The organism is Muricauda brasiliensis, from assembly GCF_003057865.1.
Lineage (GTDB): Bacteria > Bacteroidota > Bacteroidia > Flavobacteriales > Flavobacteriaceae > Flagellimonas > Flagellimonas chongwuensis.
In genome coordinates this window covers 68,924-93,399 of record NZ_QBTW01000001.1, presented here as the reverse complement: position 1 = coordinate 93,399, position 24,476 = coordinate 68,924, and the positions used below count along the sequence as shown (strand labels likewise).

Here is a 24,476-nt window from a genome sequence, read left to right as displayed (position 1 = left end):
TTTTAAAAAGTTACGTTCAATCCCAAAGAGATGATTCTTGCTGGGTTAAAGTCGTTACCTGAACCTGTTCCAGCTAGATTAAACTGTGGGTTAAGTCCTTTTCTTTCACTTTTGGTATATAGATTTTCTCCAGATACGGAAACTCTTAATTGATCTAGGCCGAGCTGATTGGCAATTCGAGTATCGAATGTATATCCAAGATTTACGTTTCTAAGTGACCAGAAAGACGCATCTGTCAAGAAACGTTCAGATTCTGTTCTTACCAAACCATTATTCCCGCTTTCCAACCTAGGCACATTGGTGATGTCTCCGGGTTGTCTCCAAGCATTCAATATGTCCGGATGAAAGGATCTACCATAAGTACCACTGTGCATCATAGCAGAATACCCATTGTCCAAAACAGAACCTCCTATTCCGTAATTGATTAAGAAATCGAAAGAAAATCCTTTGTAGCTGATGCTGTTTGCAACAGACCCCAAAAGATCAGGAATGGAGCTGTCACCTGTATAGGCACGTACTGTTTCCTGCCAATCATTGGTTGTGGCTATTTCACCATTCTCATCTAGTACGGGAACACTATTACCATCCTCGTCAAATTCGTACTGGAGGTATAATTGATCCCCAGTTTGTGGGTCGACCCCAGCAGTCCTTAAAATGTAGAAATCAAATCTAGAACGACCTTCTTCCCATCTTTTGGTATCATTTACAAATGGATCGGGTAAACTGGTAATCTCGTTTTTAAACGTTGAGGCCTGTAAAGTAACATTCCATTTAAAATCAGGTTTATTGATAAAATTGGCAGTCAATGCCATTTCCCAACCTGAGTTGAACATGTCACCCACGTTTACCGGCACTTCGTTTAGACCATTACTTGGAGCAATGGGCAAGTTGTACAATAGGTCGGATGAGTTCTTTTTATAGTATTCTATGGAACCGTCCAAGAAATTGTTGAACAAAGCAAACTCCAATGCTACATCAAAATTCTCGATAGTTTCCCATTGCAGGTCGGCATTACCTATATCGGTGTAAATAATTGCTGGGTCAGCAGCATTTGAAGTAATGGAAAATCTTGGTTGAGAAAGGAAAAAGTCCAAAAGGTCATCGTTACCGACTTCACCGTAAGAGGCTCTTAACTTCAATGAATTGATTACGGATGAATTTTCAAGAAAAGCTTCTTGGTCGATTCTCCAAGAACCGCCAATGGAGTAAAAAGTACCCCATCTTGTATCTGTGTCAAATACTGAAGAACCATCTCGTCGTACTGAACCACTTATATAATATTTGTTCTTATAGTTGTAATTAACCCTTGAGAAATATCCTTCAAGAGATTTTCTCGTTGATGCTCCCCCTAGGCTTACAAGATTCGAGAAGTTATCAAACTCGTATATACCATTAGCAGCTTGAATCGTGGCCGTACCACTGTTTTCTGAATATGTTCTGTCGAAACTTTCATGACCAGCAGTAATATCCAAATTGTGGTCACCAAAACTTTTGGTATAGGTCAAGAGCTGGGTAAAGTTCTCAACTTGTCTTCTGGCGCGTTCTTCGCTATACCTTCCGTCAGGCTGAGCATCCCCAATTACGGCATTCTCATATTCTTTGGTAAGTATCTCGTTGATATCCCTACCGTAGTTCAATCTTACACTTAAACCATCAAAGATTTCTTGCTCAGCAAAAAATCGAAATCCATAGGTATTGTTTCTATTGCGCTCATCGTTCAATAGAAGTTCTTGTAGTGCATGACGCCCTTGGTTAACAGGTCTTGACCCTATGTTGTACTCAGGGAATCCTTCACCGCTATCAAAAACCGGGTTGCCAAAAACATCTGTCACAATATTCCCTTGTAAATCGTTAACATACACGGGATAAATGGAGCCTATGCCTTTAGCAAAGCTAAATGGGTTTACAATACTTCCCGACCCTGCAGAACTTGGAGCGGCAGCTTCTGTAATGGCAATATTTGCGCTACCACCAATGGTCAGTTTATCATTGACATCAAACTCTGCGTTCAACCTTGTTGTTAAACGATCGAAGTTAGAGGTTATAACATAGCTTTCTTCATCCAAATATGATGCAGAGAAAAATACCTTATGATTGTCCCCGCCACCGGAAACATTCACATTGTAATTTTGTCGAACCCCGGTTCGTGATAAGAAGTCGTACCAATCAAGGCTATCATATATTACGTTTGCATTTGGATTCAATCTTCCGTTTGTCCCTACAATTTGATCGTTGGGTACATCGAACGGATTATAGCCCAAAGTATTATAAATGTTTGCGGAAGCATATGCAGGGTCTCCACCTGCTGCACTCGTATTTCTCAAGGCTTCCCACATAGTTTCATAATACTGTCCTGGTGTAAGTTCCGGATAGAAAGGTATAGATTCGGATACAAGACCATATTGCATGGAAGCATTTACCTGTATTCCTCCTTTTCTACCACTTTTAGTTGTTATAATCACCACACCATTTGCAGCCCTTGAACCATACAAAGAGGTAGAAGCTGCATCCTTAAGAATAGTAAAGGATTCAATATCCTCTTGGTTGATTGTGTTCAAGGAACCTTCGTATTGAATACCGTCCACAATAAATAATGGGTCGGTATCCCCATTTAGTGTTCCCACACCACGGATAACGATTCCTGGTGATGAACCCGGCCCTTGTGCAGAAGTAAACTGAACCCCTGTTGCACGACCTTCAATGGCAGCTATGGGAGAAGTTACGTTCCTTATGGCCAAATCCTCGGCGCCAACTACACTAGCGGAACCTGTAAACGCCTCTTTGGTACTTGTACCGTAAGCAGTAACGATTACCTCTTCAAGAGCTTGGGCATCTTCTTCCAATGTTACGTTAATAACAGATTGCGAACCAACAGAGATTTCCTTGGTTTTAAGTCCCAGATATGAAAAAACCAATGTTTGTCCATTACTGGCGGAAATAGAGTAATTTCCATCAAAATCTGTCTGTACACCATTCGTGGTGCCTTTTACGATAACATTGGCGCCTGGAAGCGGCAGACCATCTGAAGCGGAGGTAACCGTCCCCGTAATTGTCCTACTTTGTGCAAACGAAACTTGCACAAATAGCATTAACAGCAGTATAAAAACCGCATTTGTTTTTGTCTTCATTAGAATGAATTTTGAATTAGTCAAAAACGAAAGTCCCCTTTTTTGGGATTAATTCCAATAAAAACGTATTAAACTTTTTGTTGTTATTATTGTTGATAAGTAAAATATTTACTTAATTTTTTATTTTAAATTTAAAAATTTTACATTTTTAACGTAAAAAAATAAAAAAAATACAAAGTAATTTTTTGAATATAACAATACTTCTTTTGTCCTAAAACGATGTGAACAAGTCGTAAATCAGGAAGAAAATATAAAGGCTTAAAATGCACCCAAAAATGGGTGTTTGACTTTAAATATAGAAATGACAAAACAAAAAAAGACCACCTTTATAAGTGGTCTTTTTTGTAGCGAGAGGGGGACTTGAACCCCCGGCCTCCGGGTTATGAATCCGACGCTCTAACCAGCTGAGCTACCTCGCCGTCATTTCGCTAAGCGGGTGCAAATATATGTTTAAATTTTCGCTGAATCAAAATTCATTATTAATTTATTATTTGATATTTATTTTTATATCTTCCCAAATTATACAAAAGTTGAAGAACGATTAAAGAACACGACAATGAGTGATAAGGTTAAATTTGAACTGGAGTTTGTTATTCAAGCTTCACCTCAGTTGCTTTACCAATATATTTCCACTCCTTCGGGACTGTCTGAATGGTATGCCGATAACGTTAATTCCCGTGGAGAAATATTCACCTTTATTTGGGATGGTGCAGAAGAAAGGGCAAAACTCCTCAAAAGAAAGAGCGAGGAGTTTGTAAAGTTGGCATGGGAAGAAAATGAAGATGGTTCATTTTTTGAAATGCGGATAATAGTTGATGAGATAACAAAGGATGTTTCATTATTTATAACAGACTTTGCTGAGGATAACGAAGTTGACGAGGCAAGAATGCTTTGGGAAAACCAGATTTCCGACCTAAAACAGGTTCTGGGTTCAACCTAGTCCTTTTCTCAGGTAAACCGTATCTTTGGTCCCGATTTTAATCGGGACTTTTTTATGGTCAATTACAACGGAGAACTTTTAGCAACGGATAAGTCAATTTTTACAGGAAGCAACAGAGCTTTTAAATACGGCGATGCCCTTTTTGAATCGGTTAGGTACGTTAACGGTACCCTATTTTTTTGGGAAGACCATTATTTTAGGTTAATGGCGTCCATGCGCATTTTGCGTATGGAAATCCCGATGGAATTCACCATGGAATTTTTAGAGGAGGAAATCAAAAAGACCATAACCTCCAATGCTCAGGATAGCGGCGCTGTTCGTGTACGGTTGACTGTTTTTAGAAACGAAGGCGGCTTGTATACCCCGACTACCAATCAGATTTCCTATGTAATCGAGACCAATACCATGGAATCTCCTTTTTTTACTATTGAAGAAGGAAATTATGAAGTAGAATTGTTCAAAGATTACTATGTCAATAAGGATATGCTTTCCAATCTCAAGTCTACCAACAGGATACTTAATGTGGTAGCAGGAGTCTATGCCCAAGAAAATGGCTATGCCAACTGCTTATTGGTCAACACCGACAAAAAGGTGGTCGAGGCCATAAATGGAAACCTGTTTTTGGTAAAAGGCAACGAAATCAAGACCCCACCGCTAAGTGATGGTTGTCTGGATGGCATCATTAGAAAAAATTTGATGAAACTCATTGCAGGCTCTGAAGAGTACGATTTGGTCGAGGGTTCCATTTCACCTTTTGAGCTTCAAAAAGTGGACGAACTGTTTATTACCAATTCCATTGCTGGTATTCAACCCATCAGTAAATACAGGAAAAAAGAGTTCGATAAAAAGGTGGCAAAAAGCCTTGTGGGAAAATTAAATGCAAAGGCCCGTATCGGTTAATTGAGCGAAGGGTTTTCGGGGGCATTCGACCATAAAACATAATCCCCGCCAAGTTCCATCATTTTTTCTTTCCAGAAGGCATTGGGCCCCTTTTCCAAAATGCTGCTTTCGTATTCATTGGGCAGCACTACCCACGATTTGGATGAAAGTTCTTGGTCCAGTTGGCTGATTCCCCAACCGGAATACCCCAAAAAGAAACGGATGTCCTGTTCGGTAATGGTTCCGTTATTGATGAGGTCTACGGTCATTTCAAAATTACCGCCCCAAAAAATACCATCGGAAATTTCAATACTATTTTCAATCAGTTCTGGAACCTTGTGTATAAAATAAAGATTGTCCTGTTCCACGGGACCACCATTAAAAACCTGAAAAGGTATGGTAATATCGGAAACAAGGTCGCAAATGGTATAGTCCAAAGGTTTATTTAAAATAAAGCCTACCGAACCTTCGTGATTATGTTCAGCAATAAGTACAACGGACCTATTGAAAGAAACGTCACCAGTAAGTGAAGGTTCCGCAACAAGTAAATTCCCTTTTTTAGGCTTTTGACTTACCATTTACAATTTTTCTTGTACTTAAATTTAACATATTATTCAATATATGCAAAAAACACAACGCATATAAACTAAAAAAGCACTCCTAAAGGAGTGCTTTCGTATATTAAATAAAAAATTGATTAGTTAACTGCACCGCTCAATTCAGCACCTGCTTTGAACTTTACAACGTTCTTAGCGGCAATCTTAATAGTAGCTCCAGTTTGTGGATTTCTACCTTCTCTAGCGCTTCTTTTAGAAACTGACCAAGAACCAAAACCTACCAAGGAAACTCTGTCTCCTTTTTTAAGCGTTCCTTCTACATTTCCCAAGAAAGATTCCAATGCTTTTTTTGCTGCTGCTTTAGTGATGCCAGCATCAGCTGCCATAGCATCGATTAATTCTGTTTTGTTCATAATGGAATTAAATTAATTGTTGTTAATATAATTTTAATGCTGAACAAATTTATATGGATTTGCGTCTCACGCAAGTAAAACCAAGGGAAATCGGGTTTTTTGTTGATAACTTGAAACGTTTGTTGATAAAGTGGGAAAAAAACGACAAATTTTCGCAGCCCAATCACAGTAAGGGCTTAGCGAAGATGAGCGTCATTTTCCAGATTTAACCCATTTAAAACCTCGGTGACCTGCATTCTTCGTTTCCCGGGAAGCTGTAATTCCAAGAGCGAAATGTAGCCTCCTTCTACGGCAACCTTTAATGATTTCTTCTCTACAAGAATTTTTCCAATACTATGGTTATGTTCCGCCTGAAGCTTTTCTGTTTTGAAGATCTTTATTTGGTCTTCTTTGCCGTCGTTTATCAACATGGTCCATGCGCCAGGGTAAGGACTCAATCCCCGAATATGGTTATAAATAGTTTTCATGGAAGCGCTCCAATCGATGCGGCAGGTATCCTTATGGATTTTTGGAGCGGGTTTAAGAGCCTTGCTCTCGTTCTGGGGCTGTCGGGTGGCCGTTCCAGCTTCAATCTGTTTGCAGGTTTCCACAACAAGGTCAGCTCCAATGACCATCAATCGGTCGTGCAAATCGCCTACGCTATCGGTGGGTAATATCTTTTCTGTTTGTTGAAGGACAATATTTCCGGTGTCAATTTTTTCATCAATAAAAAATGTGGTAACACCTGTTTCTGTTTCTCCATTTATTATTGCCCAGTTGATGGGTGCCGCCCCACGATACTGGGGCAGGAGGGAAGCGTGAAGGTTAAAGGTCCCAAATTCCGGCATTTGCCAAACTGCTTTGGGCAGCATTCTAAAGGCGACCACTACCTGCAAGTTGGCATTTAGCGCTTTTAATTCTTCTAGAAAGCCTTCGTCCTTTAAATTGGTAGGTTGCAATACCCTTAAATTATGCTGTACCGCAAATTGCTTCACGGCAGATTCTTGCACCTTACGGCCACGTCCAGCAGGCCTGTCGGGAGCTGTTATTACGCCTACCACATTAAAATCGGCTTCCAGTATATTTTTTAAGGTCCCCACGGCAAAGTCGGGCGTACCCATAAATACAATACGAAGGGGATTATTTTTTGATGTACTCATTCTTAAAATTTAGGGAGACCCGGTCATCTTCCAGTAACCGCTCCAATGTTCTTAAAAGTTCTTTTTCATTTGCCCCAATGGCCTTTTCAAGCTGTCGGGAGGTGTGCGGACGGATTTCCAAGAGCTCCATCACCCGGTTCTCCAAATCGTGTGGAGAAGCCACTACCTTTTTCTTGGTGCAAATATCGCACGTACCGCACTTTTCACTGGTCTTTTCACCAAAATAATTAAGTAAGTATAGGCTGCGGCATAGCTTTTTATTGGAAACGTACCCCAACATCGCCGCCATATTATTCTGTTTGACCTGATTAAAATCTTTAATTTTCTTGGCGAACAGGTTAATTGTATGGTCGTCTTCACGTGGTACCAAAAACGTAATTTCCAGATCAGAAGTATTGTTCACGTATTCTGCAATGCTATCGTCTGCAAGCTGTTGCAAGAGTTGTTTCAAACGCCCCTCGGTCATACCTGTTTTTTTGGACAACATGTGTAGGTTGATCTTGGTCTCGTATTCTGTAATACCACCATAGGTGCGCAGAATGGTCTGTATGATTGGAGCGGTCTTCCTGTTTTTGTCCAAATAATCGAATATCTCATTCTTGGACGCGACAAACTGAAGTGTGGTTTTCTCCTTAAAATTCTCCGATAGCGATAAAACCGAGTTTTGATCTAATATGCGGATGGCATTAAAGGTCATGTTGGGGTTAAAGTCGTAACGTTTACAAAATTCGTTGAACTTGAAGGACAAAGGTTCCGAAACCAATTCCCCGTAAGATATCTGGAAAAAGTTGTTGAGTTTGGAATACACCTGCTTCACAAAGGAAACATCGGGCAATGTGGACAAAAATTGTTGTTTGGCCTTATCCTCATCTTCTTTGGATGTGATAATAATGGCCGTTGATGGCTCCCCGTCGCGACCAGCTCTTCCTGCTTCCTGAAAATAACTTTCCAAACTATCCGGTATTTGATAGTGAATAACCAAACGAACATCCGGTTTATCAACCCCCATACCAAAGGCATTTGTGGCCACCATCACCCGTACCTTACCGTTTAACCAGAGGTTGAGCTTATCTTCTTTATCGGATTTAGGAATCCCTCCGTGAAAAAAAGATGCCGATATACCATTTTTGATCAAAAAGTTGGCCAATGAAATGGACATTTTTCTCGAACGTACGTACACAATGGCGCTACCGGAAATCCGCTCCATATATTTTTTGAGCTGGTACAGCTTGTCCTCAGAGTGTTTTACCCTAAATTCTATATTGGAGCGAGAAAAGGAATCTTTAAAAATCGCCACATTTTCCAATTCCAAATTCGCCACAATGTCATCTACAACGCGCGGCGTAGCGGTAGCCGTAAGGGCCATCATGGGAATACCGGGAACCAATTCTTTTAAAATGGAACAATCCAGATATGCTGGCCTAAAATCGTTTCCCCATTGGGATATGCAGTGTGCCTCATCAATAGCGATAAGGTTGATGTTCATTTGCTGGATACGTTCCTGGATAATGGATTGCTGTAGCCGCTCTGGGGAGAGATACAAGAACTTATAGCTACCATAGACGCAATTGTCCAGAAGGTCGTTCAATTCGGTGGGCGGAATGCCACCTGTTAAAGCAATGGCCTTGATTCCTCTCTTTTTTAATTGTGATACCTGGTCTTGGATAAGTGCCACCAAAGGTGAGACTACAATACAAATACCTTCTTTGGCGAGTGCGGGTACCTGATAGCAAAGCGATTTTCCGCCCCCGGTGGGCATTAATGCGAGAACATCTTGCCCGGATAAAACGGTGTTGATAATGTTCTTTTGGGATCCCCTGAAATCATCATAACCCCAAAATTGTTTTAAAATGCCTGTGGTGTCCTTATGCACTATAATTTTTTAAGTGTTTCCAAAATAAAATCAATCCGGTTTGGGACTTCATCTTTTGGCACTTCGATGGGGTTATAGCCAAATTCTGTATATACTTTCATCAAGGAGTTATGAATGCTTTCAGCCTCCTCAAAGGTTTCCATGCGCTCATTGTCCGAAACATAGATTTCTTTCCATGGCGGAACAATAAAAATGGAATCGTATCTATGGTCATTGCAATGGGAAGTAAAAAAATCATCATACTCTTGTCCAAAAAAGTCCATGTAGGCCAATACGTCCGGTATACCACGGTCAAAAAAACTGATGGGAACATCTATTTTGAGGGACTCCCGGTAGTGGGAGGTTCTTCCTTCCAACAAATCTTTATTGAACTGCAATGCATCATCCACAAAAACCAAGGGGTTGGAGATATAATGTTCCGTTTGTCCCTCTTCTTTGGCTTTTGAGGTCATATCACGGATAATCTCATGAAAGCAATGGTAACCCATGCCTTCCAATCCATTAACAATGGAAGTCTTACCGGTTCCCGGCGCTCCCGTGATGACTATTTTCTTCTTTCCCAAAGACCTTGAATTTATGTTACAAAGTAATGAAATCGACTTAAGGAAAAAAAATTGACGGGTAAGCCATATATTTGTATAAAAATGCGGTATGGATAATAAGGATACGGAGGAGTTTTATGCAAAGTTAAAGGACCAGTTACTGGAAAGCACTAGTTGGCCGTCTACCTACCTTTACAAATTTATAGTCCCGACAGATGAGCACCGAATTTCACAGATACAGGATATTTTTGACAACACCGGTGCCGTAATCGAGTCAAAAAAGTCCAAAAAAGGGACGTATACCAGTTTGTCCATTACAGTAAATTTGAAAGATCCCGATGCTGTAATAGAAAAATATAAGGAAGTATCGGTGGTAGAAGGCGTAATTTCTTTGTAGGCCCTTTATTTGCTATAATTTTATTACTTTGCGAACGTTATCGGATTACTTTCCAAGTATCAAATCTCTAAACACATTACTTTGAACGAAATATTTAATTTAGAATACAACACGGAGCGTCCACATCTTTTTATCCCGGAGTACGGTCGTCATTTCCAAAAAATGGTAGATCATGCGGTGTCCATTGAAGACCGTGACGAACGTAACAGAGTGGCCAAATCCATTATTAGTGTAATGGGAAATTTACAGCCCCATTTAAGGGATGTTCCCGATTTTCAGCATAAGCTTTGGGACCAATTGTTTATTATGGCCGATTTTAAGTTGGATGTGGATTCACCATTCCCGATTACTTCCAAAGAGATGTTGCAACAACGTCCGGAACCATTGGATTACCCACAAAACCATCCAAAATACCGTTTTTACGGAAACAACATCAAAAGAATGATAGATGTTGCGGTAAGCTGGGACAAAGGTGATATGCGCTCAGGTTTGGAGTATGCGATTGCCAACCACATGAAAAAGTGCTACTTGGTATGGAACAAGGATACGGTGGAAGATAGCGTCATCTTTAATCACCTTAAAGAGCTTAGTGATGGACAGATTGATTTGGAAAAAAGTGACGAGAGCCTTACCGAAAGTGGACAGTTTCTTAAAAATAAACCAAGCAGGTCCAACAATAACAACAATAACAGAGGAAAAAAAGGACAGAGAGGCCGTAAAAAAAGATATTAAACTCCAAAGGAATACATGGGTACATTTCGAATAGAAGGTGGGCACCAATTGCATGGTGAAATTACACCTCAAGGGGCAAAGAACGAAGCACTACAGATTCTTTGCGCTGTTTTACTTTCAGAAGAAAAAATTACCATAAATAACATACCCGACATTGTAGATGTCAATAAACTTATTGCCCTTTTAGAAGATTTAGGTGTAAAGATTCAAAAGAAAGGCAAGGGGTCGTATACTTTCAAGGCAGACGATGTAAACCTGGATTATCTACAATCTGCAAAGTTTAAAGAAGATGGAAGGGGACTAAGAGGGTCCATAATGTTGGTTGGTCCACTTTTGGCAAGATTCGGAAAGGGATATATTCCAAAACCAGGAGGAGATAAAATAGGAAGAAGAAGACTGGATACCCATTTTGAAGGTTTCATTAAATTGGGAGCACAGTTCCGTTACAATAAAGAAGACCATTTTTATGGGGTAGAGGCCGATAAACTAAAAGGGACCTATATGCTTTTGGATGAAGCATCGGTCACGGGAACGGCCAATATTGTAATGGCCGCAGTTTTGGCCGAAGGTACTACTACCATTTATAATGCCGCTTGCGAACCTTATCTGCAGCAATTATGCAAGATGCTGAACCGCATGGGAGCTAAAATCTCTGGTATCGGTTCCAACTTGTTGACCATTGAGGGCGTGGATTCTTTGGGAGGTACTGAACATACCATGTTGCCCGATATGATAGAAATTGGTAGCTGGATAGGTTTGGCCGCCATGACCCAGAGTGAACTTACCATTAAGAATGTGAGCTGGGACGATTTGGGCGTAATTCCCAATGTGTTCCGTAAGCTGGGAATAACCGTGGAAAGAAAAGGAGATGATATTTTTATCCCAAAACATGAAGACGGTTACGAGATTCAAAACTTTATCGATGGCTCAATTCTGACCATCGCGGATGCTCCTTGGCCCGGACTTACCCCGGATTTGTTGAGTATCATTTTGGTTGTGGCAACACAGGCCAAGGGAGAGGTGCTTATCCATCAAAAAATGTTCGAAAGCCGTTTGTTCTTTGTGGACAAACTTATTGATATGGGAGCAAAGATTATTCTTTGTGACCCTCACCGGGCAACAGTGATAGGGCATGATTTCAAATCCACATTAAAATCCACCACCATGGTATCGCCAGATATTAGGGCAGGAGTGTCCCTTTTGATCGCGGCCCTTTCCGCCAAGGGAACTTCCACCATACATAATATCGAACAGATTGATCGTGGTTACGAAAACATAGATGAACGCTTGCGTGCCATTGGGGCCAATATAGTAAGGGTTTAGAATGGGGTATTTTACCTACCTGAATTTTTAATAAAATCCACAATAGCTGTAATTAACCCATCCTTTAGAGGAAGGTCTGGATTTGAATAGGTTTCAATGTTTTTCATTCTGTCCATCTCGGCCTCTTTCAGAATATGGTTCATTCCCTCCAGAATCACCTTTTCTGATTTTGGATTTGAGGCATGAAGTTGCTCAACGTTCTGCATGTCCACTTGTATATCCGTGGTTCCTTGAATGAGCAATACGGGTTTGTCCAACTTGGCCAGTTCTGTTTGTGGATTATATTCGAACCAAGAAATAAGATAGGGTTGAACACTGGGTCTAAAAAGTGCATACAGCATTTGTGGAACAGAGTCCACCTTTTTGCCCATTTCTAAATTCTGAAGAATAGGTTCGGATTGTTCCCATACAAATGAGGGTTGTGCCTTTAACTGTCGTTCCAATTGTTTGGCGGCGGGTTCCCCCACACCGGCAACTGATATAAATCGGTCCACCGTTGGGTCTTGGGACGCAATCATTCCGATTAAAGAGCCCTCACTGTGGCCTAACACTACAATTTCAGAAAAGCTATCATTTTCTTTGAGTAGATCTATCCAATCCCTGGCATCTTCAATATAGGTTTCAAATTTGAGGCTACTTTCTTCAATACCAGCTTCCGTACTTTCGGCTATACCGCGTTTATCAAACCTGACCGATGCAATACCATGATTTCCCAATCCTTCTGCAAGCATTTTCAAAGAATTGTTCTTCATCATAGGGTTGTTCCCGTTCCTGTCCGTGGGGCCAGACCCTGCTATAATCAATACCACAGGAATCTTATCGGAATGCCGTGGCAAGAGCATGGTCCCTTGAATGTTTCCGGTCTCCGTGGTCAAGGTAACCGGTTTTTCCTCCAATTGTGCACTTAGTAGTCCGGTCATGAACAAAACGGCCAACCCAAATATATTTTTTAGGACCATATCTTGAATATTTTATTTCTCCACCAATTTCCCATCAGGGTATAAGGCGAAACGACCCCTGTCCTTATCGTGGACATTGTCAGGATGTGGCCAAGGCCATCCTCCAAACTGTGTAAGGCGGTATTCCTCCATCACTTTTTGAATTTCTTCCTGTGTGTTCATCACAAAAGGACCGTATTTGGCAACAGGTTCTCCAATCGGTTTTCCTTGCAGCATCATAAAATGAGCTGTTTCAGAACCTATTTTGATGTTGACATCTTGTGTCGGGTCCAAAACAACTCCAAAGTTTGGATTAATTTTTTTGTCCCCGATAAAAATTTCATCACCCTCATAAAAGTATAGCACACGGTTTACTTCAGAGGAATTGGCCTTTGGTAGCTTATATTCTGCATCTGCATCCACATGAATATTCCAAACCGCTACTTCGTTTTCGGGATTAGCTGCCCATGAATCGGGAGCGGGGTCAATCGGGTTCACATTTTTGTAAGTGCCTGCCACAACTTTGATTTTAGCATTATCTTCTTCAATCATCGGAATATCTTCGTTCCATAGCATTTTAAAGTGTGGATCCACGAACTTTCCGGCTTTAGGAAGGTTCAACCAGATTTGAAACAGTTCGAGTGTGTTTTCCTCATCATCTTTTAAAAGGGGAAACATTTCTGAGTGTTGTACACCTCTACCCGCTGTCATCCATTGTACATCGCCCTTTCCAAATCTACCGGCGGCACCCAAGGAATCGGAATGATCGCAGAAACCCTTATTGACAATGGTGATGGTTTCAAAACCACAGTGAGGATGGAAAGGAAACCCTGGAATGGTCTGACCGTGGTACATACGCCATTCGGCATTGGGGTTAAAATCACTCCCCAGATTTCTACCTTTTAGTAAGGATTCGTCCGGTCCCATATCACCATTTCCTTTTGGAAAATGGTCCAAATGATACACACTGAACAAAAATGGGTCTAAGGTTTGCCAAGGTGAACTTAACGGAAAGGTTTGTATTATGGGATTTTTCATAGCGTAGTTTTTATTTTTAAGATCAAAAGCCTGCGGGGGCGCAGGCTTTTCAAATAAATTATAATTTAATTATTTACCAGGGATAGGTGGTGGGCCATCGATCATGGCCTCATATTTAACATCACCTTTTCTGGTTTTGTATTCTTCTTTTACTTTTTCTACCAATTTAGGATCATCAAATAGATCTAGCATGGTCATGCCCATTGCTTTGGAAGCATAAATCATTCCTTTATGCCCAATGCTCATTCCTCCACAGGCAACGACGGCCCAAGAGTGCCAAGGCGTATCTTTTGGAGCAACGGTAACACCAAGATTAATGTTCGGTACGTTCCAGCTTACATCACCCACATCGGTAGAACCTCCACCGGGCAGTTCCTGTGTTTCTTTTAGCGGGTGGACCTCTCCATCCATGCCCACTTGTGGTTTTCCGGTTGCCTCTTGAATGGCTTTACCATAGGTAATCTCTTCCTCGGTATACGTAATTGGGCCCAAAAGTTCTAAGTTGTTCTGCATGATTTTTCCACCTTCACGGTTCACCAAAGTTTCGTAAATACCCGAAATCAATGAGTATTTGTACTCGACATTGGCCATGATGGCAGCACCTTCAGCCATGGCTTTAACACGCTCAAAAGTGGGTAACATTACATCCCTCTTTGGATCACGAACACGTACCCATAACCTTGAGTAATCGGGAACCACATTTACCACTTGCCCGCCATCCTGAATGTGATAGTGGATGCGCGATGTAGGTTTAATATGCTCTCTGTAGTAATTGATTCCTGTAGTGTATAATTCCAAGGCATCGGAAGCACTACGGCCATTCCATGGGTCTGCGGAAGCGTGAGCGGCTTGTCCATAAAATTCTACCATAAAATCTACCAAAGCCAAACCACTCTGTACATCGGCTTCGATTTCGGCGGAGGGGTGCCAGCTTACATTTACATCAACATCGTCCCAAAGTCCGGCCTCTACCATCCAAACTTTTCCGAAAAACTTTTCTTCCGCGGGAGTTCCAAAGAATTTTACGGTTCCCTTAATTGTACCCGCTTCGATTTGTTCCTTAATGGCAATGGCCGCTCCCAAACTGGCGGCACCGAACATGTTATGTCCGCAACCATGCCCAGGTTCGCCCTCGATTCTGGGGTCTTTAGAGGGAACGGTGTTTTGTGAAAGTCCAGGGAGGGCATCAAACTCGCCCAACACACTGATTACAGGCGAACCGGAACCGTAAGTGGCGATAAATGCCGTTGGAATGTCCGCAACACCACGGGTAACGGTCATTCCATTTTCTTCGGCATAATCGGCAAGCAATTCGGCAGAAATGGATTCTTCAAAAGCAGTTTCGGCTAAGGCCCAAATGGAATCACTGATTTTAATCAAGTTTTCTTTGTGTTTTTCCACGGAAGCAACAACGGCTTTTTTGTCCTTGGACATCTTCTGGGCGGATAGGTTAAGCGACACCAATCCCAAAAGGAGTAAGGTTGAAAGTTTTTTCATTTTTAAGGTTTTGAGTTAGTTATGTCCTGTTGATTTGACCTAGTTTTTTTGAGATAAAACAAAATCGTCCCAACAGAGAACTAAAATTAACGAAAAAGCTTCAACTTACCGCTTCTTTATACGTTTTTAGGCATCGCTCGCGGGCCATTTTATGGTCGACAATAGGGTCGGGATAATTCATTTCTTGAAGGTCTGGCACCCATTTATTGATGTATTTCTTGTCCTTGTCGAATTTCTTTATCTGTGTGGTAGGATTGAATATCCGGAAATAGGGTGCAGCATCCACACCGCTTCCCGCTGCCCATTGCCAGTTACCCACGTTACTGGCCATTTCATAATCGAGAAGTTTTTCGGCAAAATAAGCTTCGCCCCATCGCCAATCGATTAAAAGATGTTTGCATAGAAAGCTAGCAACAAGCATGCGCACCCGATTGTGCATATAACCGGTTTTATTCAGCTCCCGCATTCCTGCATCTACCAATGGGTATCCTGTTTTTCCATTTTTCCATTTTTTGAATTCATCCTCGTTGTTGCGCCATTCGATTCTGTCGTATTTGGCCCGGAATGCTTCATTAACTGTATGTGGATAATGCCAGAGAATCTGCATAAAAAACTCTCGCCAAATCAGTTCGTTCCAAAAGGTCTCGTTTTTTTCATCTATTGCTTTTTTGACCATTTTACGGATGGAAACAGTTCCAAACCGCAAGTGTGGTCCCAATCGGGAGGTTCCTTTTTCCTTTGCGGGATAGTCCCGTGTATCTTCATATTTCTGAATCAAATCGGAAGTGACCGTGAAATCGGGGACTTTAATGGAGGATTCCTTAAACCCTATATCTTCCAATGAAAGTTGGGGCAAGTTCTTGGACTGATGTAATTTTTTGTTAAGGTCGTTCAAGGTATCGTACTCTACCAAGTGTATGGACGGATTAAAATTTTCTTTCCACTTCTTCATGAATGGGGTGTACACCACATAGGGGTCTCCATCATCTTTTACCACTTCGTCCTTTTCAAAAATTACCTGATCTTTAAACGTGTTGAACTGGACATCGTTTTTCTCCAAAAAGGATTTTATTTCCTTATCGCGCTCTTTAGCATAAGGCTCATAATCATGGTTGGTGTAAACGGCTTCAATGTTATAGTCTTCCAATAATTGTTTGAAAACTTTTTTGGGTGTATCGTGAAACTGTGCTATTCCGCCATCGTGGTTAACACCTAATTGATTACTTATTTTTTGGAGTTGTTCGTGTATAAAGGTTACCCTTGCATCATCTTTTGGGAGGCTTTCCAGTATTTCGGAATCAAAAATGAATATAGGCAATACGGGGACATCATCTTGAAGTGCTTGATATAATCCAACGTTATCATCCAGACGCAAATCTCGCCTAAACCAAAAAATATTGATTTTATCTTTCATGAATTTACGTTTAAGCTGGACATTCCGCCATCAACTCCGATAACCTGTCCTGTTATCCATGAATTATCGGAGTCTAATAAAAAGGTGGCCATATTAGCTATATCCGTTGTGCTGCCGACTCTTTTCAAGGGGTGTCTTTCCGACATCATCTCTTTTTTCTTTTCGTTGTTCAACAATCGTTCCGATAAAGGCGTGTCTACTAAAGAAGGAGCTATAACATTCACTCTGATTTTAGGAGCATATTCCGCCGCCAAGGCTCGGGAAAAACCTTCGATAGCTCCTTTGGCTGCCGAAACACTGGTATGAAAAGGCATTCCAGTACCAACTGCTACGGTGCTAAAGAATACCATGCTGGAACCTTCGTTCATTCTATTGATGATGGATTTGACTGTTTTGGCCAAGGAGATAAAGTTGATTTCCATATCCTTTTGAATGGTATCGACCCCCATGGTTTTGAACGGCTTCAGGTTGATGCTGCCAGGACAGTAGACAAAGCCGTCGAGCTTTTCGGGAATAGATTTTTCGGAGATATCTTCGTTTAGAACATCAAAAGGAATGTGGGTAACGTCCACGCTTGAAAGTTGCTCATTAGTTCTACTGGCGACAAATACTTGGTTTTCTTTGGAAAGCTTTTTTGCCATCTCCAAACCTATGCCATAGGATCCGCCAATCAATAATATATTCTTTTTCATCTTATACTTTTCTAATGCTTAAAAAGTTCTCTTTTCCATCCACCTCACCGAATAGTTCAGCAAGCTTTTTCTCTCGAAATTCAAAAATCGTTTGAAGTTGTTTCTTTACTAGTAAAGGGTGTGCAAGTTGTCCCAAAATGCCGAAAGGCAATTTGTAATCGATAATATCCTCCATTTCCACCCCTTCGGGAACTTCTTTTAAAAAGTGTTTGTGATGCCAAAGGGAGTAGGGGCCAAAACGTTGCTCGTCTACAAAGTATTCGCCATCCTTCACATGGGTAATCTCGGTAACCCATTTAGTGGAAATAAATGGAAGTGGTTTTACTATATATTGAATAACTTGACCTTGGAACATGGGTTTATCCGCACCGGCCAAAATATGAAAACCCATGTGTTGTGGAGTTATTACTGCCAGGTTTTTTGGGTCGGATAAAAAGTCCCAAGCCTTGTTTTTGCTTATAGGAAATACTTGCCTAGATTTCAATTGATACAGTTGCATCCTAACGAGTTTATACAAAGATAACAGTAAAATGTTCAATAAAAACAATAAATAGTTAAACAAAAATTAAATTCAAAGGGTTAATTTTCTATTTTTGTTTTAAGGTTTAATTAACAAATAGAGTACGGGTTTGTCTTAATTTTGCCTTGCTGAACATTTAAAACATACAACAACTATGAAAAAATTTACACTCTTATTGTTTGCGGTGTCCATGTGTTTTTCGCTACAAGCACAGATACAGACACCAGCGCCCAGTCCTGCTTCAACTTTGGAGCAAAAAGTGGGATTGACCGATGTTACCGTTAAATATTCCCGCCCCGCAATGAAAGGAAGAAAAATATTTGGCGATTTGGTTCCTTTTGGAGCTATCTGGAGAACAGGAGCCAACGAGAACACCACCATTACTTTTAGTGATGATGTAATTGTTGAAGGCAAAGAATTGAAAGCTGGAACTTACGCTGTTTACACTAGACCCGACGAGGCGGTTTGGGAAGTTTTCTTTTACACTGCAACTGACAATTGGGGGACTCCACAGGAATGGGATGCCTCTAAAGTTGCTGCTACAGTAAAAGTTGAAACATTTGACATTCCAATGCCCATTGAAACTTTCACCATTACTTTTGATGACCTTCACAATAACGGAGGAACTCTTGGAATTATGTGGGAGAATACCTATGTAGGGGTAAAATTTGTTGTTCCAACTGTGGATAAGGCGATTAAAAGCATCGAGGCGACCATGGGGAACAAAGAGGACCTGACCGCCAATGATTATTTTGCCGCAGGTTCCTATTATTTTGCCGAGGGCATGAATATGGAACAGGCAAAAGAATGGGTTGATAAGGCCGTTGAAATGGGTGATGGCAAGGCATTTTGGATGATGCGCACACAATCGTTGATTTACGCAAAAATGGGCGATAAAAAGGCTGCTATCGAAGCTGCTAAAAAATCCATGGCTGCAGCTCAGGCCGCTGGCAACCAAGATTATGTAAAAATGAACAAGGACTCTTTAAAGGAGTGGGCCGAAATGTAATTAGATCCTATTTTTAAATAATAAAAAGCCCACTTTTTAGTGGGTTTTTTTATTGTTCAATGGGAGAATTGCCCAAGAAGTTATCGAACAATTGTGTGATCATTGCCAACAGAATTACCAAGACGCATCCGAAAGCATTTAACCATAGATAGGACATCCAGTCCAAATACCAACCGATAATTACGATGACCTGTGTAACTATGGCCGCTACAAAAACTGCATTTCCCTTAACAAACTTGAGGAAAAAGGCCAGCAAAAATATGCCCAGCACATTTCCATAAAAAATGGAACCAATAATATTTACCAATTGAATCAAATTATCGAACAAGCTGGCCACATTCGCAATTATGATAGCAATTATTCCCCATAATAGGGTAAAAGCTTTGGTTGCCTTTAAATAATGTTCTTGATCATGCTCTTTTCTTACGTTCCTTTTGTATAGGTCCAATGCGGTAATGGTGCCAAGCGCATTCAACTCAGAAGCTGTTGATGACATGGCGGCTGAGAGTATAACGGCCAAAAGAAGACCAATTAGTCCCACAGGTAGGTTATTCAGTATAAAATGGATAAAAACATAATCTTTGTCGTTGGTCTCAACTGTGGCATCAGCCTTGGCAATCAGATCCTTGGCAGTTTCTCTATTTGCTGTTTCTTTTTCATTGATTTTTATGATATCCTGTTTGGCCTGCTCAATGGCATTGTACTCCTTTAATTCTAGTGCAGCTGAAAAGGAATGTTGAGCCATGCGTTTTTCCTTTTCCAATTCTTTATGGTCGCTCTCTAGGGCTTGATAATCATTGGCGTAATCTGACTGCATGATAGCTTCGGTGGCAGCAGGGTTAAAGTTCAATGGCGAAGAATTATACTGGTAGAAGACAAAAACCATAGCACCCACCAAAAGGATGAAAAACTGCATTGGAATTTTAAAAATTCCATTAAAAATCAATGCCCATTGACTTTCTTTTACGCTCCTACCGGACAAATAGCGTTGTACTTGGCTTTGATCTGTCCCAAAATAGGCCAAGGCCAAAAAGAAACCACCTGTGATTCCACTCCAAAATGTGTATCTATTGTTGGTGTCAAAAGAAAAATCAAGAATGTTGAGTTTGTTGTTCGCCCCGGCTATTTTTAAAGCTTTATCAAAAGAAATATCGGTGGGAAGAGCTCCCAAAATAAAGAAAAACGCAAAAAACATTCCCAGCATTATGATGAACATCTGTTGCTTTTGTGTAACACTTACCGCTTTGGTACCTCCCGAAACAGTATAGATAATCACCGAAATACCTATGATTATGTTCAAAGTTCTCAAGTCCCACCCCAAAACGGCGGAGAGGATTATTGAAGGCGCAAAAATAGTAATCCCTGCTGCCAAACCGCGTTGTACCAGAAATAGTAAGGCTGTCAACGTACGGGTCTTGAGGTCAAAACGACCTTCGAGCATCTCGTAAGCGGTGAATACCTTCAGCTTTTTATAAATGGGGATAAATACCAAACAAATGACAATCATGGCCAAGGGAAGTCCAAAATAGAATTGAACAAATCCCATACCGTCGTGGAAGGCTTGGCCGGGAGTGGACAAAAATGTGATGGCACTTGCTTGTGTTGCCATTACGGATAAACCAATGGTCCACCATTTTACATCGTCACCTCCGCGAACATAATCGTCTACACTATTGTTGCCACGGGTTTTCCAAACACCGTAAGCAACGATAAAAATCAGGGTACTACCAAGAATAATCCAATCGAGTAATGCCATTCAGGGTTTAATTGTTTAATATCATTATGAGGTAAAACACTAAAATATATATGGCATTCAAAAGAATAACAATGCTGTATTCTTTCTTCCATTCGAATTTGGTATCCATATTATCCTTTGACATTATTGTCGCTTTTTACTTCATCTTTTCCTATGGAAAGCATATTTGCAAACAGTTTATATGCTCCCGAAACCCCAACAGGCAATTCCCTGAAAAAGCTCAGTCCTGTGTAAATATAGTGACCTTCTCCATATGGTGCTACTATGAGGCTGCCTTGTTTCTCAGTCTCGCCTTCATCTTGCATGGAGAGGATAGGCGTAAACTCTGAGCTCCATTGGCTTGGGTAATACAGTCCCCGTTCCTGCACCCATCCATCAAAATCTTTTTCCGTGATGGTGTTTGGAAAGTTTACCAATGAATTGTTGGGTGCCAATATTTTTACCTCTGCATTCTCGTCAGTAACCCTGTCACGGGAAAGGGTGACCTCGTAAGGTGCAATATTTTCAAATTGACTTGCCCATCTTCCTGCTGTGTTATATTGAACGATCATGGTGCCACCATTCTTGACATAGTCAAACAAAACGGGTTGCTTGAACTTTAGGGCGTCCACAACATTGTAGGCCCTGATGCCCACAACTACAGCATCATACTTGTCCAAATCTCCATTTTGGATGTCGTTTGGGTCCACTACATGCACTTGGTAACCGATTTGTTCCAAACTTTCGGGAACATTGTCTCCCGCACCCATGATATAGGCAATGTGCTCACCAGATTTTCTTATATCCATACGAACCACTTTGGCCTCTGATGGAAGCAGAATGGATTGTTTTGGAATATGATTGTAATCAATTTCTACAAGTTCATCTCCATAAATTTTACTGCCGACACTTACTTTAGGTTCAATTTTTCCTTCACTTTCATTACTTGGAGGGGTAACCTCAAATATTACTGAAATTTCCTCACCTTTCTGGGCTATGGAGAATGGAATGCTGTTTGGAGAAACTGCCCAGCCAGAAGGATGATTCAATTCCACTGTACCTGACACATCATTTTTTCCGGCTCTGATTTTTATCTGTACGCTTTTTGTCTCGGAATTGGCGAATATCAAGACTTTCTCATCAATTTTGGAGGTAACCTCGGGCAAAATAGCAAATGGCTCATACAATTCTCCTCTATCGGGCTTAGAGTAGCGGTGGACGACTGATTTCTCGAATGGAATTTCCACACCATCGATTTCCAGATTGAAAATGGCCTTAAAGGCACTTGGGGTTTCGGGTTTGCCAATTAGGCTTTGGTTATTTACCGTATAGGTCCCCAAAGTTCCAGATTCGTTCAACCAATATGGACTAGTGTAAGGTGTGTTTGCGGGTAAGGTAAAGTTGACCTCGAAATTCTCCTTTTGATTGTCTCCCAAAACCTTATTAGGTGTTAGTTTGGCACCGGTCCCAACAATTTGAATATCTTTTAAAGTGACATTTTGCGATGATCTATTGATAGTTTCAATATTGATTGTTGCTTTGCTGCCCGGAGTAGTGGAAGCACTTGCTGAACTGGCCTCCAAATATAATCCTGCAGCGGCCGAAATTATATTTTTTAACTCTTCCAATTTAAGGGTTCTCCAGTGCTTATCCTCAACTTTTTGAAGTAATTGATAGGCCTTGACAAGTTCGGGAATGTGCTTGGATGGGTCCTGAAAATCAAAATTGGCCTCTACCTCATACAAAATATCCCCTACGGCTTCGCCTCCTTTTACTCGGGACCAGGTTGTGTTGATACCCTCAAAAACGTCATTGTTTTTAGGCATATCGCCTTTTAAAAGCTCAATGTATTCCATATCGGAACCCCTATCGGTCAATCTACCAAACCCTTGACAGAGGTGTTGACTTCTCGCCATTGAAGCTATTTCGTTATTGGAAAGCCCTAGTTCTGGATAGTAGGTGCCAACATCCAAACTTACCATACCTGATTTATCCACCTTTTCAAATGCTTCTTGACTTCCATATTGCCACCAAGATGTGTTGTAGAAAATGCGCTTTGGCTGCCATGTGGTTGTCTGTTCCAATTGCTCGGAATAAACATTGGGGTCATTAGCCAAATCAAATGCCTCCATACTTAAAATGGCAGAGGATGTATGGTGTCCATGGGTTGAGCCCGGGGTCCTGTGATCAAAACGATTGATGATAACATCGGGTTTAATTTGTCTGATTGTCCAGACCACATCGGCCAAGACTTTATCCTTGTCCCAAATTTTCAATGTTTCTTTTGGATGTTTGGAAAAACCAAAATCGTTGGCGCGAGTAAAGCGTTGTTCTCCGCCATCCATATGTCTTGCCGCCAAAAGTTCTTGGGTTCGCAACACTCCCAAAAGTTCACGCAATTCAGGGCCTATCAAGTTTTGCCCGCCATCTCCACGTGTCATGGAAAGATATACTGTTCTTGCCTTTTCATGGTTGGCCATATAAGAAATAAGGCTAGTATTTTCATCATCCGGATGCGCGGCAACATAGAGTGCCGTTCCCAAAAAATTCAATTTTTGGATTTCATGAAAAAGCTCAGCAGAGGTAGGCTTATCGGGCTTTTGGGCAAAGGAGTTTGTGACTAGTAATGTGGTTAAAGAAAGGAGTACCCAAAAATGCTTCATAGTTGGTCGTTTAGCGGTTAAATCAAATATAGGTAGTTTGTATTCAGTTATTGGTTTGTTTAGAAGAGTTTTAACGCTCTCCGAGTGATATTAAAGGGACTTAAAGCCCCAAACTATCCCTTAAAACTAGATTTTTATTTTCATTTTGTTTCCAATAGGCCGTTTTCAATGTCTTGATTTTGGATGCGGACGAAGTCAATGTTTTTGCGTTTGAACCAAATCCACTTTTAAATTCTTCCTCCCAACTTATGATGGAATACGGGAAGTTTGTCGTGAAATTTATCATCAAATTTCGTTCCAAATTTGGATAGGAAATAGTGTAGGTTGTAATTCCCTCTTTTGATGAAATTTGGGCAATGGCATTATATGCTTTCACTTCTTGATGCCTTAACCTTAAATACTCCAGAGAAGGTATTATTGAAATTTCACCGGTAGGAAGATTTTCTGGGTTTATTCTGATTTTGGTCCAAATTTCATTTTCGAGGATTGCTTTTTCCATGGAAAAATTTTGGTCTGCCTCACCTTCAAAATAAGAATGCGAAGTAAACTCTAATTGATTCCGATTGTTCAACTGGGAATACACGTGTCCACACCATTCCTGTACAGATAAACTTGTTTTAAGTGCATGCTGATTATCATAAACGGGGTAAAATGTGCTGCTCATAATAGAGTAGGGGTAAATACCTGTCAAAAACTTTTTGGTGGCATTCAATTTTAAGACCGATATGTTTTCGGGATTGTTGTTGTTAGCTTTTACCTGTTCTTGGGGCAGAAAGGGCTCGGTCACATAAATTAAAACAGCTTTGCCATCCCTGAGCTCGCCATATCTCGCTTGTTCCAGTTTATAGGATGTGATTTCTGCTTCGCCGGCATACCAATATGCTTTGAACTCGTCAGAAAGCGTGGCCCTTGGTTTTAGCGTGTCTTCTTTTGGTGAGGTAGAAGATGTGGAATTATCAGTTTTTTTTCTGTTGTAATTGCATGATCCCAATAGGGAAAAAGCCACTAAACTGACTAATATCTTGGCTGAATCTGAAGGTTTCATAG

21 protein-coding genes and 1 tRNA gene are annotated in these 24,476 nt (G+C 40.9%); 6 read left to right on the top strand and 16 right to left on the bottom strand.

The window, feature by feature from the left end:
• Nucleotides 1–2: 2 nt before the first annotated feature.
• Nucleotides 3–3,128 (bottom strand): SusC/RagA family TonB-linked outer membrane protein, encoded by a 3,126-nt coding sequence (locus DCK90_RS00435; protein ID WP_108244203.1) that lies wholly within the window; start codon nucleotides 3,126–3,128, stop codon nucleotides 3–5.
• Between the two features lie 345 nt (nucleotides 3,129–3,473).
• Nucleotides 3,474–3,547, bottom strand: a tRNA-Met gene (locus DCK90_RS00430).
• Between the two features lie 137 nt (nucleotides 3,548–3,684).
• Between DCK90_RS00430 and DCK90_RS00425 the strand changes: the two genes are divergently transcribed.
• Nucleotides 3,685–4,068: an START-like domain-containing protein gene (locus tag DCK90_RS00425; RefSeq protein WP_108244202.1), complete on the top strand. Its 384-nt coding sequence runs from the start codon at nucleotides 3,685–3,687 to the stop codon at nucleotides 4,066–4,068.
• A 54-nt stretch (nucleotides 4,069–4,122) separates the two neighbouring features.
• Complete coding sequence (locus tag DCK90_RS00420) at nucleotides 4,123–4,968, top strand: aminotransferase class IV (RefSeq protein WP_108244201.1); 846 nt, start codon at nucleotides 4,123–4,125, stop codon at nucleotides 4,966–4,968.
• Here DCK90_RS00420 and DCK90_RS00415 read toward each other — a convergent pair.
• The 5 genes from DCK90_RS00415 to DCK90_RS00395 all read right to left on the bottom strand — a co-directional run bounded on the left by DCK90_RS00415 (nucleotide 4,965) and on the right by DCK90_RS00395 (nucleotide 9,492).
• Nucleotides 4,965–5,525, bottom strand: coding sequence for a YqgE/AlgH family protein (locus tag DCK90_RS00415; RefSeq protein WP_108244200.1), 561 nt, complete (start codon nucleotides 5,523–5,525; stop codon nucleotides 4,965–4,967). The genes DCK90_RS00420 and DCK90_RS00415 overlap by 4 nt on opposite strands.
• Before the next feature lie 119 nt (nucleotides 5,526–5,644).
• Nucleotides 5,645–5,917, bottom strand: a complete 273-nt coding sequence (locus DCK90_RS00410; protein ID WP_014034238.1) for an HU family DNA-binding protein — start codon at nucleotides 5,915–5,917, stop codon at nucleotides 5,645–5,647.
• 176 nt (nucleotides 5,918–6,093) lie between these two features.
• On the bottom strand, nucleotides 6,094–7,056 hold the full coding sequence (gene fmt / locus DCK90_RS00405; RefSeq protein WP_108244199.1) for a methionyl-tRNA formyltransferase: 963 nt from the start codon (nucleotides 7,054–7,056) through the stop codon (nucleotides 6,094–6,096).
• Complete coding sequence (locus tag DCK90_RS00400) at nucleotides 7,037–8,929, bottom strand: RecQ family ATP-dependent DNA helicase (RefSeq protein WP_108244198.1); 1,893 nt, start codon at nucleotides 8,927–8,929, stop codon at nucleotides 7,037–7,039. The genes fmt and DCK90_RS00400 overlap by 20 nt, the downstream gene beginning before the upstream one ends.
• Nucleotides 8,929–9,492 carry an AAA family ATPase gene (locus DCK90_RS00395; protein WP_108244197.1) on the bottom strand — a complete coding sequence of 188 codons (564 nt, stop codon included), beginning with the start codon at nucleotides 9,490–9,492 and terminating at the stop codon, nucleotides 8,929–8,931. Before DCK90_RS00395 ends, DCK90_RS00400 begins: the two co-directional genes overlap by 1 nt.
• Nucleotides 9,493–9,580: 88 nt before the next feature.
• Here DCK90_RS00395 and DCK90_RS00390 point away from each other — a divergent pair, with 88 nt between their 5' ends.
• From DCK90_RS00390 to murA, 3 genes are all read left to right on the top strand, one after another.
• Nucleotides 9,581–9,868, top strand: a complete 288-nt coding sequence (locus DCK90_RS00390; RefSeq protein ID WP_108244196.1) for a DUF493 family protein — start codon at nucleotides 9,581–9,583, stop codon at nucleotides 9,866–9,868.
• Nucleotides 9,869–9,949: 81 nt separating this feature from the next.
• Nucleotides 9,950–10,600, top strand: a complete 651-nt coding sequence (locus DCK90_RS00385) for a DUF4290 domain-containing protein (RefSeq protein WP_108244195.1) — start codon at nucleotides 9,950–9,952, stop codon at nucleotides 10,598–10,600.
• Nucleotides 10,601–10,615: 15 nt separating this feature from the next.
• Nucleotides 10,616–11,923, top strand: coding sequence for a UDP-N-acetylglucosamine 1-carboxyvinyltransferase (gene murA, locus DCK90_RS00380; protein WP_108244194.1), 1,308 nt, complete (start codon nucleotides 10,616–10,618; stop codon nucleotides 11,921–11,923).
• Between the two features lie 11 nt (nucleotides 11,924–11,934).
• On the opposite strand, the gene DCK90_RS00375 is transcribed toward murA, so the two are convergent.
• From DCK90_RS00375 to DCK90_RS00350, 6 genes are all read right to left on the bottom strand, one after another.
• Nucleotides 11,935–12,882, bottom strand: coding sequence for an alpha/beta hydrolase (locus DCK90_RS00375; RefSeq protein ID WP_108244193.1), 948 nt, complete (start codon nucleotides 12,880–12,882; stop codon nucleotides 11,935–11,937).
• Between the two features lie 12 nt (nucleotides 12,883–12,894).
• Complete coding sequence (locus DCK90_RS00370; protein ID WP_108244192.1) at nucleotides 12,895–13,899, bottom strand: pirin family protein; 1,005 nt, start codon at nucleotides 13,897–13,899, stop codon at nucleotides 12,895–12,897.
• A gap of 69 nt (nucleotides 13,900–13,968) precedes the next feature.
• Nucleotides 13,969–15,396: an amidohydrolase gene (locus DCK90_RS00365; protein WP_108244191.1), complete on the bottom strand. Its 1,428-nt coding sequence runs from the start codon at nucleotides 15,394–15,396 to the stop codon at nucleotides 13,969–13,971.
• A 100-nt stretch (nucleotides 15,397–15,496) separates the two neighbouring features.
• Entirely contained in the window at nucleotides 15,497–16,810 is a 1,314-nt protein-coding gene (locus DCK90_RS00360; RefSeq protein WP_108244190.1) for a cryptochrome/photolyase family protein, read from the bottom strand.
• On the bottom strand, nucleotides 16,807–17,502 hold the full coding sequence (locus DCK90_RS00355; protein ID WP_108244189.1) for an SDR family NAD(P)-dependent oxidoreductase: 696 nt from the start codon (nucleotides 17,500–17,502) through the stop codon (nucleotides 16,807–16,809). The genes DCK90_RS00360 and DCK90_RS00355 overlap by 4 nt, the downstream gene beginning before the upstream one ends.
• Before the next feature lies 1 nt (nucleotide 17,503).
• Nucleotides 17,504–18,001, bottom strand: a complete 498-nt coding sequence (locus tag DCK90_RS00350; protein WP_108244188.1) for an SRPBCC family protein — start codon at nucleotides 17,999–18,001, stop codon at nucleotides 17,504–17,506.
• A gap of 175 nt (nucleotides 18,002–18,176) precedes the next feature.
• Between DCK90_RS00350 and DCK90_RS00345 the strand changes: the two genes are divergently transcribed.
• Complete coding sequence (locus DCK90_RS00345) at nucleotides 18,177–19,031, top strand: DUF2911 domain-containing protein (protein WP_108244187.1); 855 nt, start codon at nucleotides 18,177–18,179, stop codon at nucleotides 19,029–19,031.
• Nucleotides 19,032–19,080: 49 nt separating this feature from the next.
• Here the strand turns inward: DCK90_RS00345 and DCK90_RS00340 are convergent, their stop codons facing one another.
• The 3 genes from DCK90_RS00340 to DCK90_RS00330 form a co-directional block, all read right to left on the bottom strand.
• The gene (locus DCK90_RS00340; RefSeq protein ID WP_108244186.1) at nucleotides 19,081–20,787 is read right to left on the bottom strand and encodes a sodium:solute symporter family transporter; all 1,707 of its coding nucleotides are present in this window, start codon (nucleotides 20,785–20,787) and stop codon (nucleotides 19,081–19,083) included.
• A 110-nt stretch (nucleotides 20,788–20,897) separates the two neighbouring features.
• On the bottom strand, nucleotides 20,898–23,429 hold the full coding sequence (locus DCK90_RS00335) for a PIG-L family deacetylase (protein WP_108244185.1): 2,532 nt from the start codon (nucleotides 23,427–23,429) through the stop codon (nucleotides 20,898–20,900).
• Nucleotides 23,430–23,529: 100 nt separating this feature from the next.
• The gene (locus tag DCK90_RS00330) at nucleotides 23,530–24,474 is read right to left on the bottom strand and encodes a septum formation inhibitor Maf (protein ID WP_108244184.1); all 945 of its coding nucleotides are present in this window, start codon (nucleotides 24,472–24,474) and stop codon (nucleotides 23,530–23,532) included.
• Nucleotides 24,475–24,476: the final 2 nt, after the last annotated feature.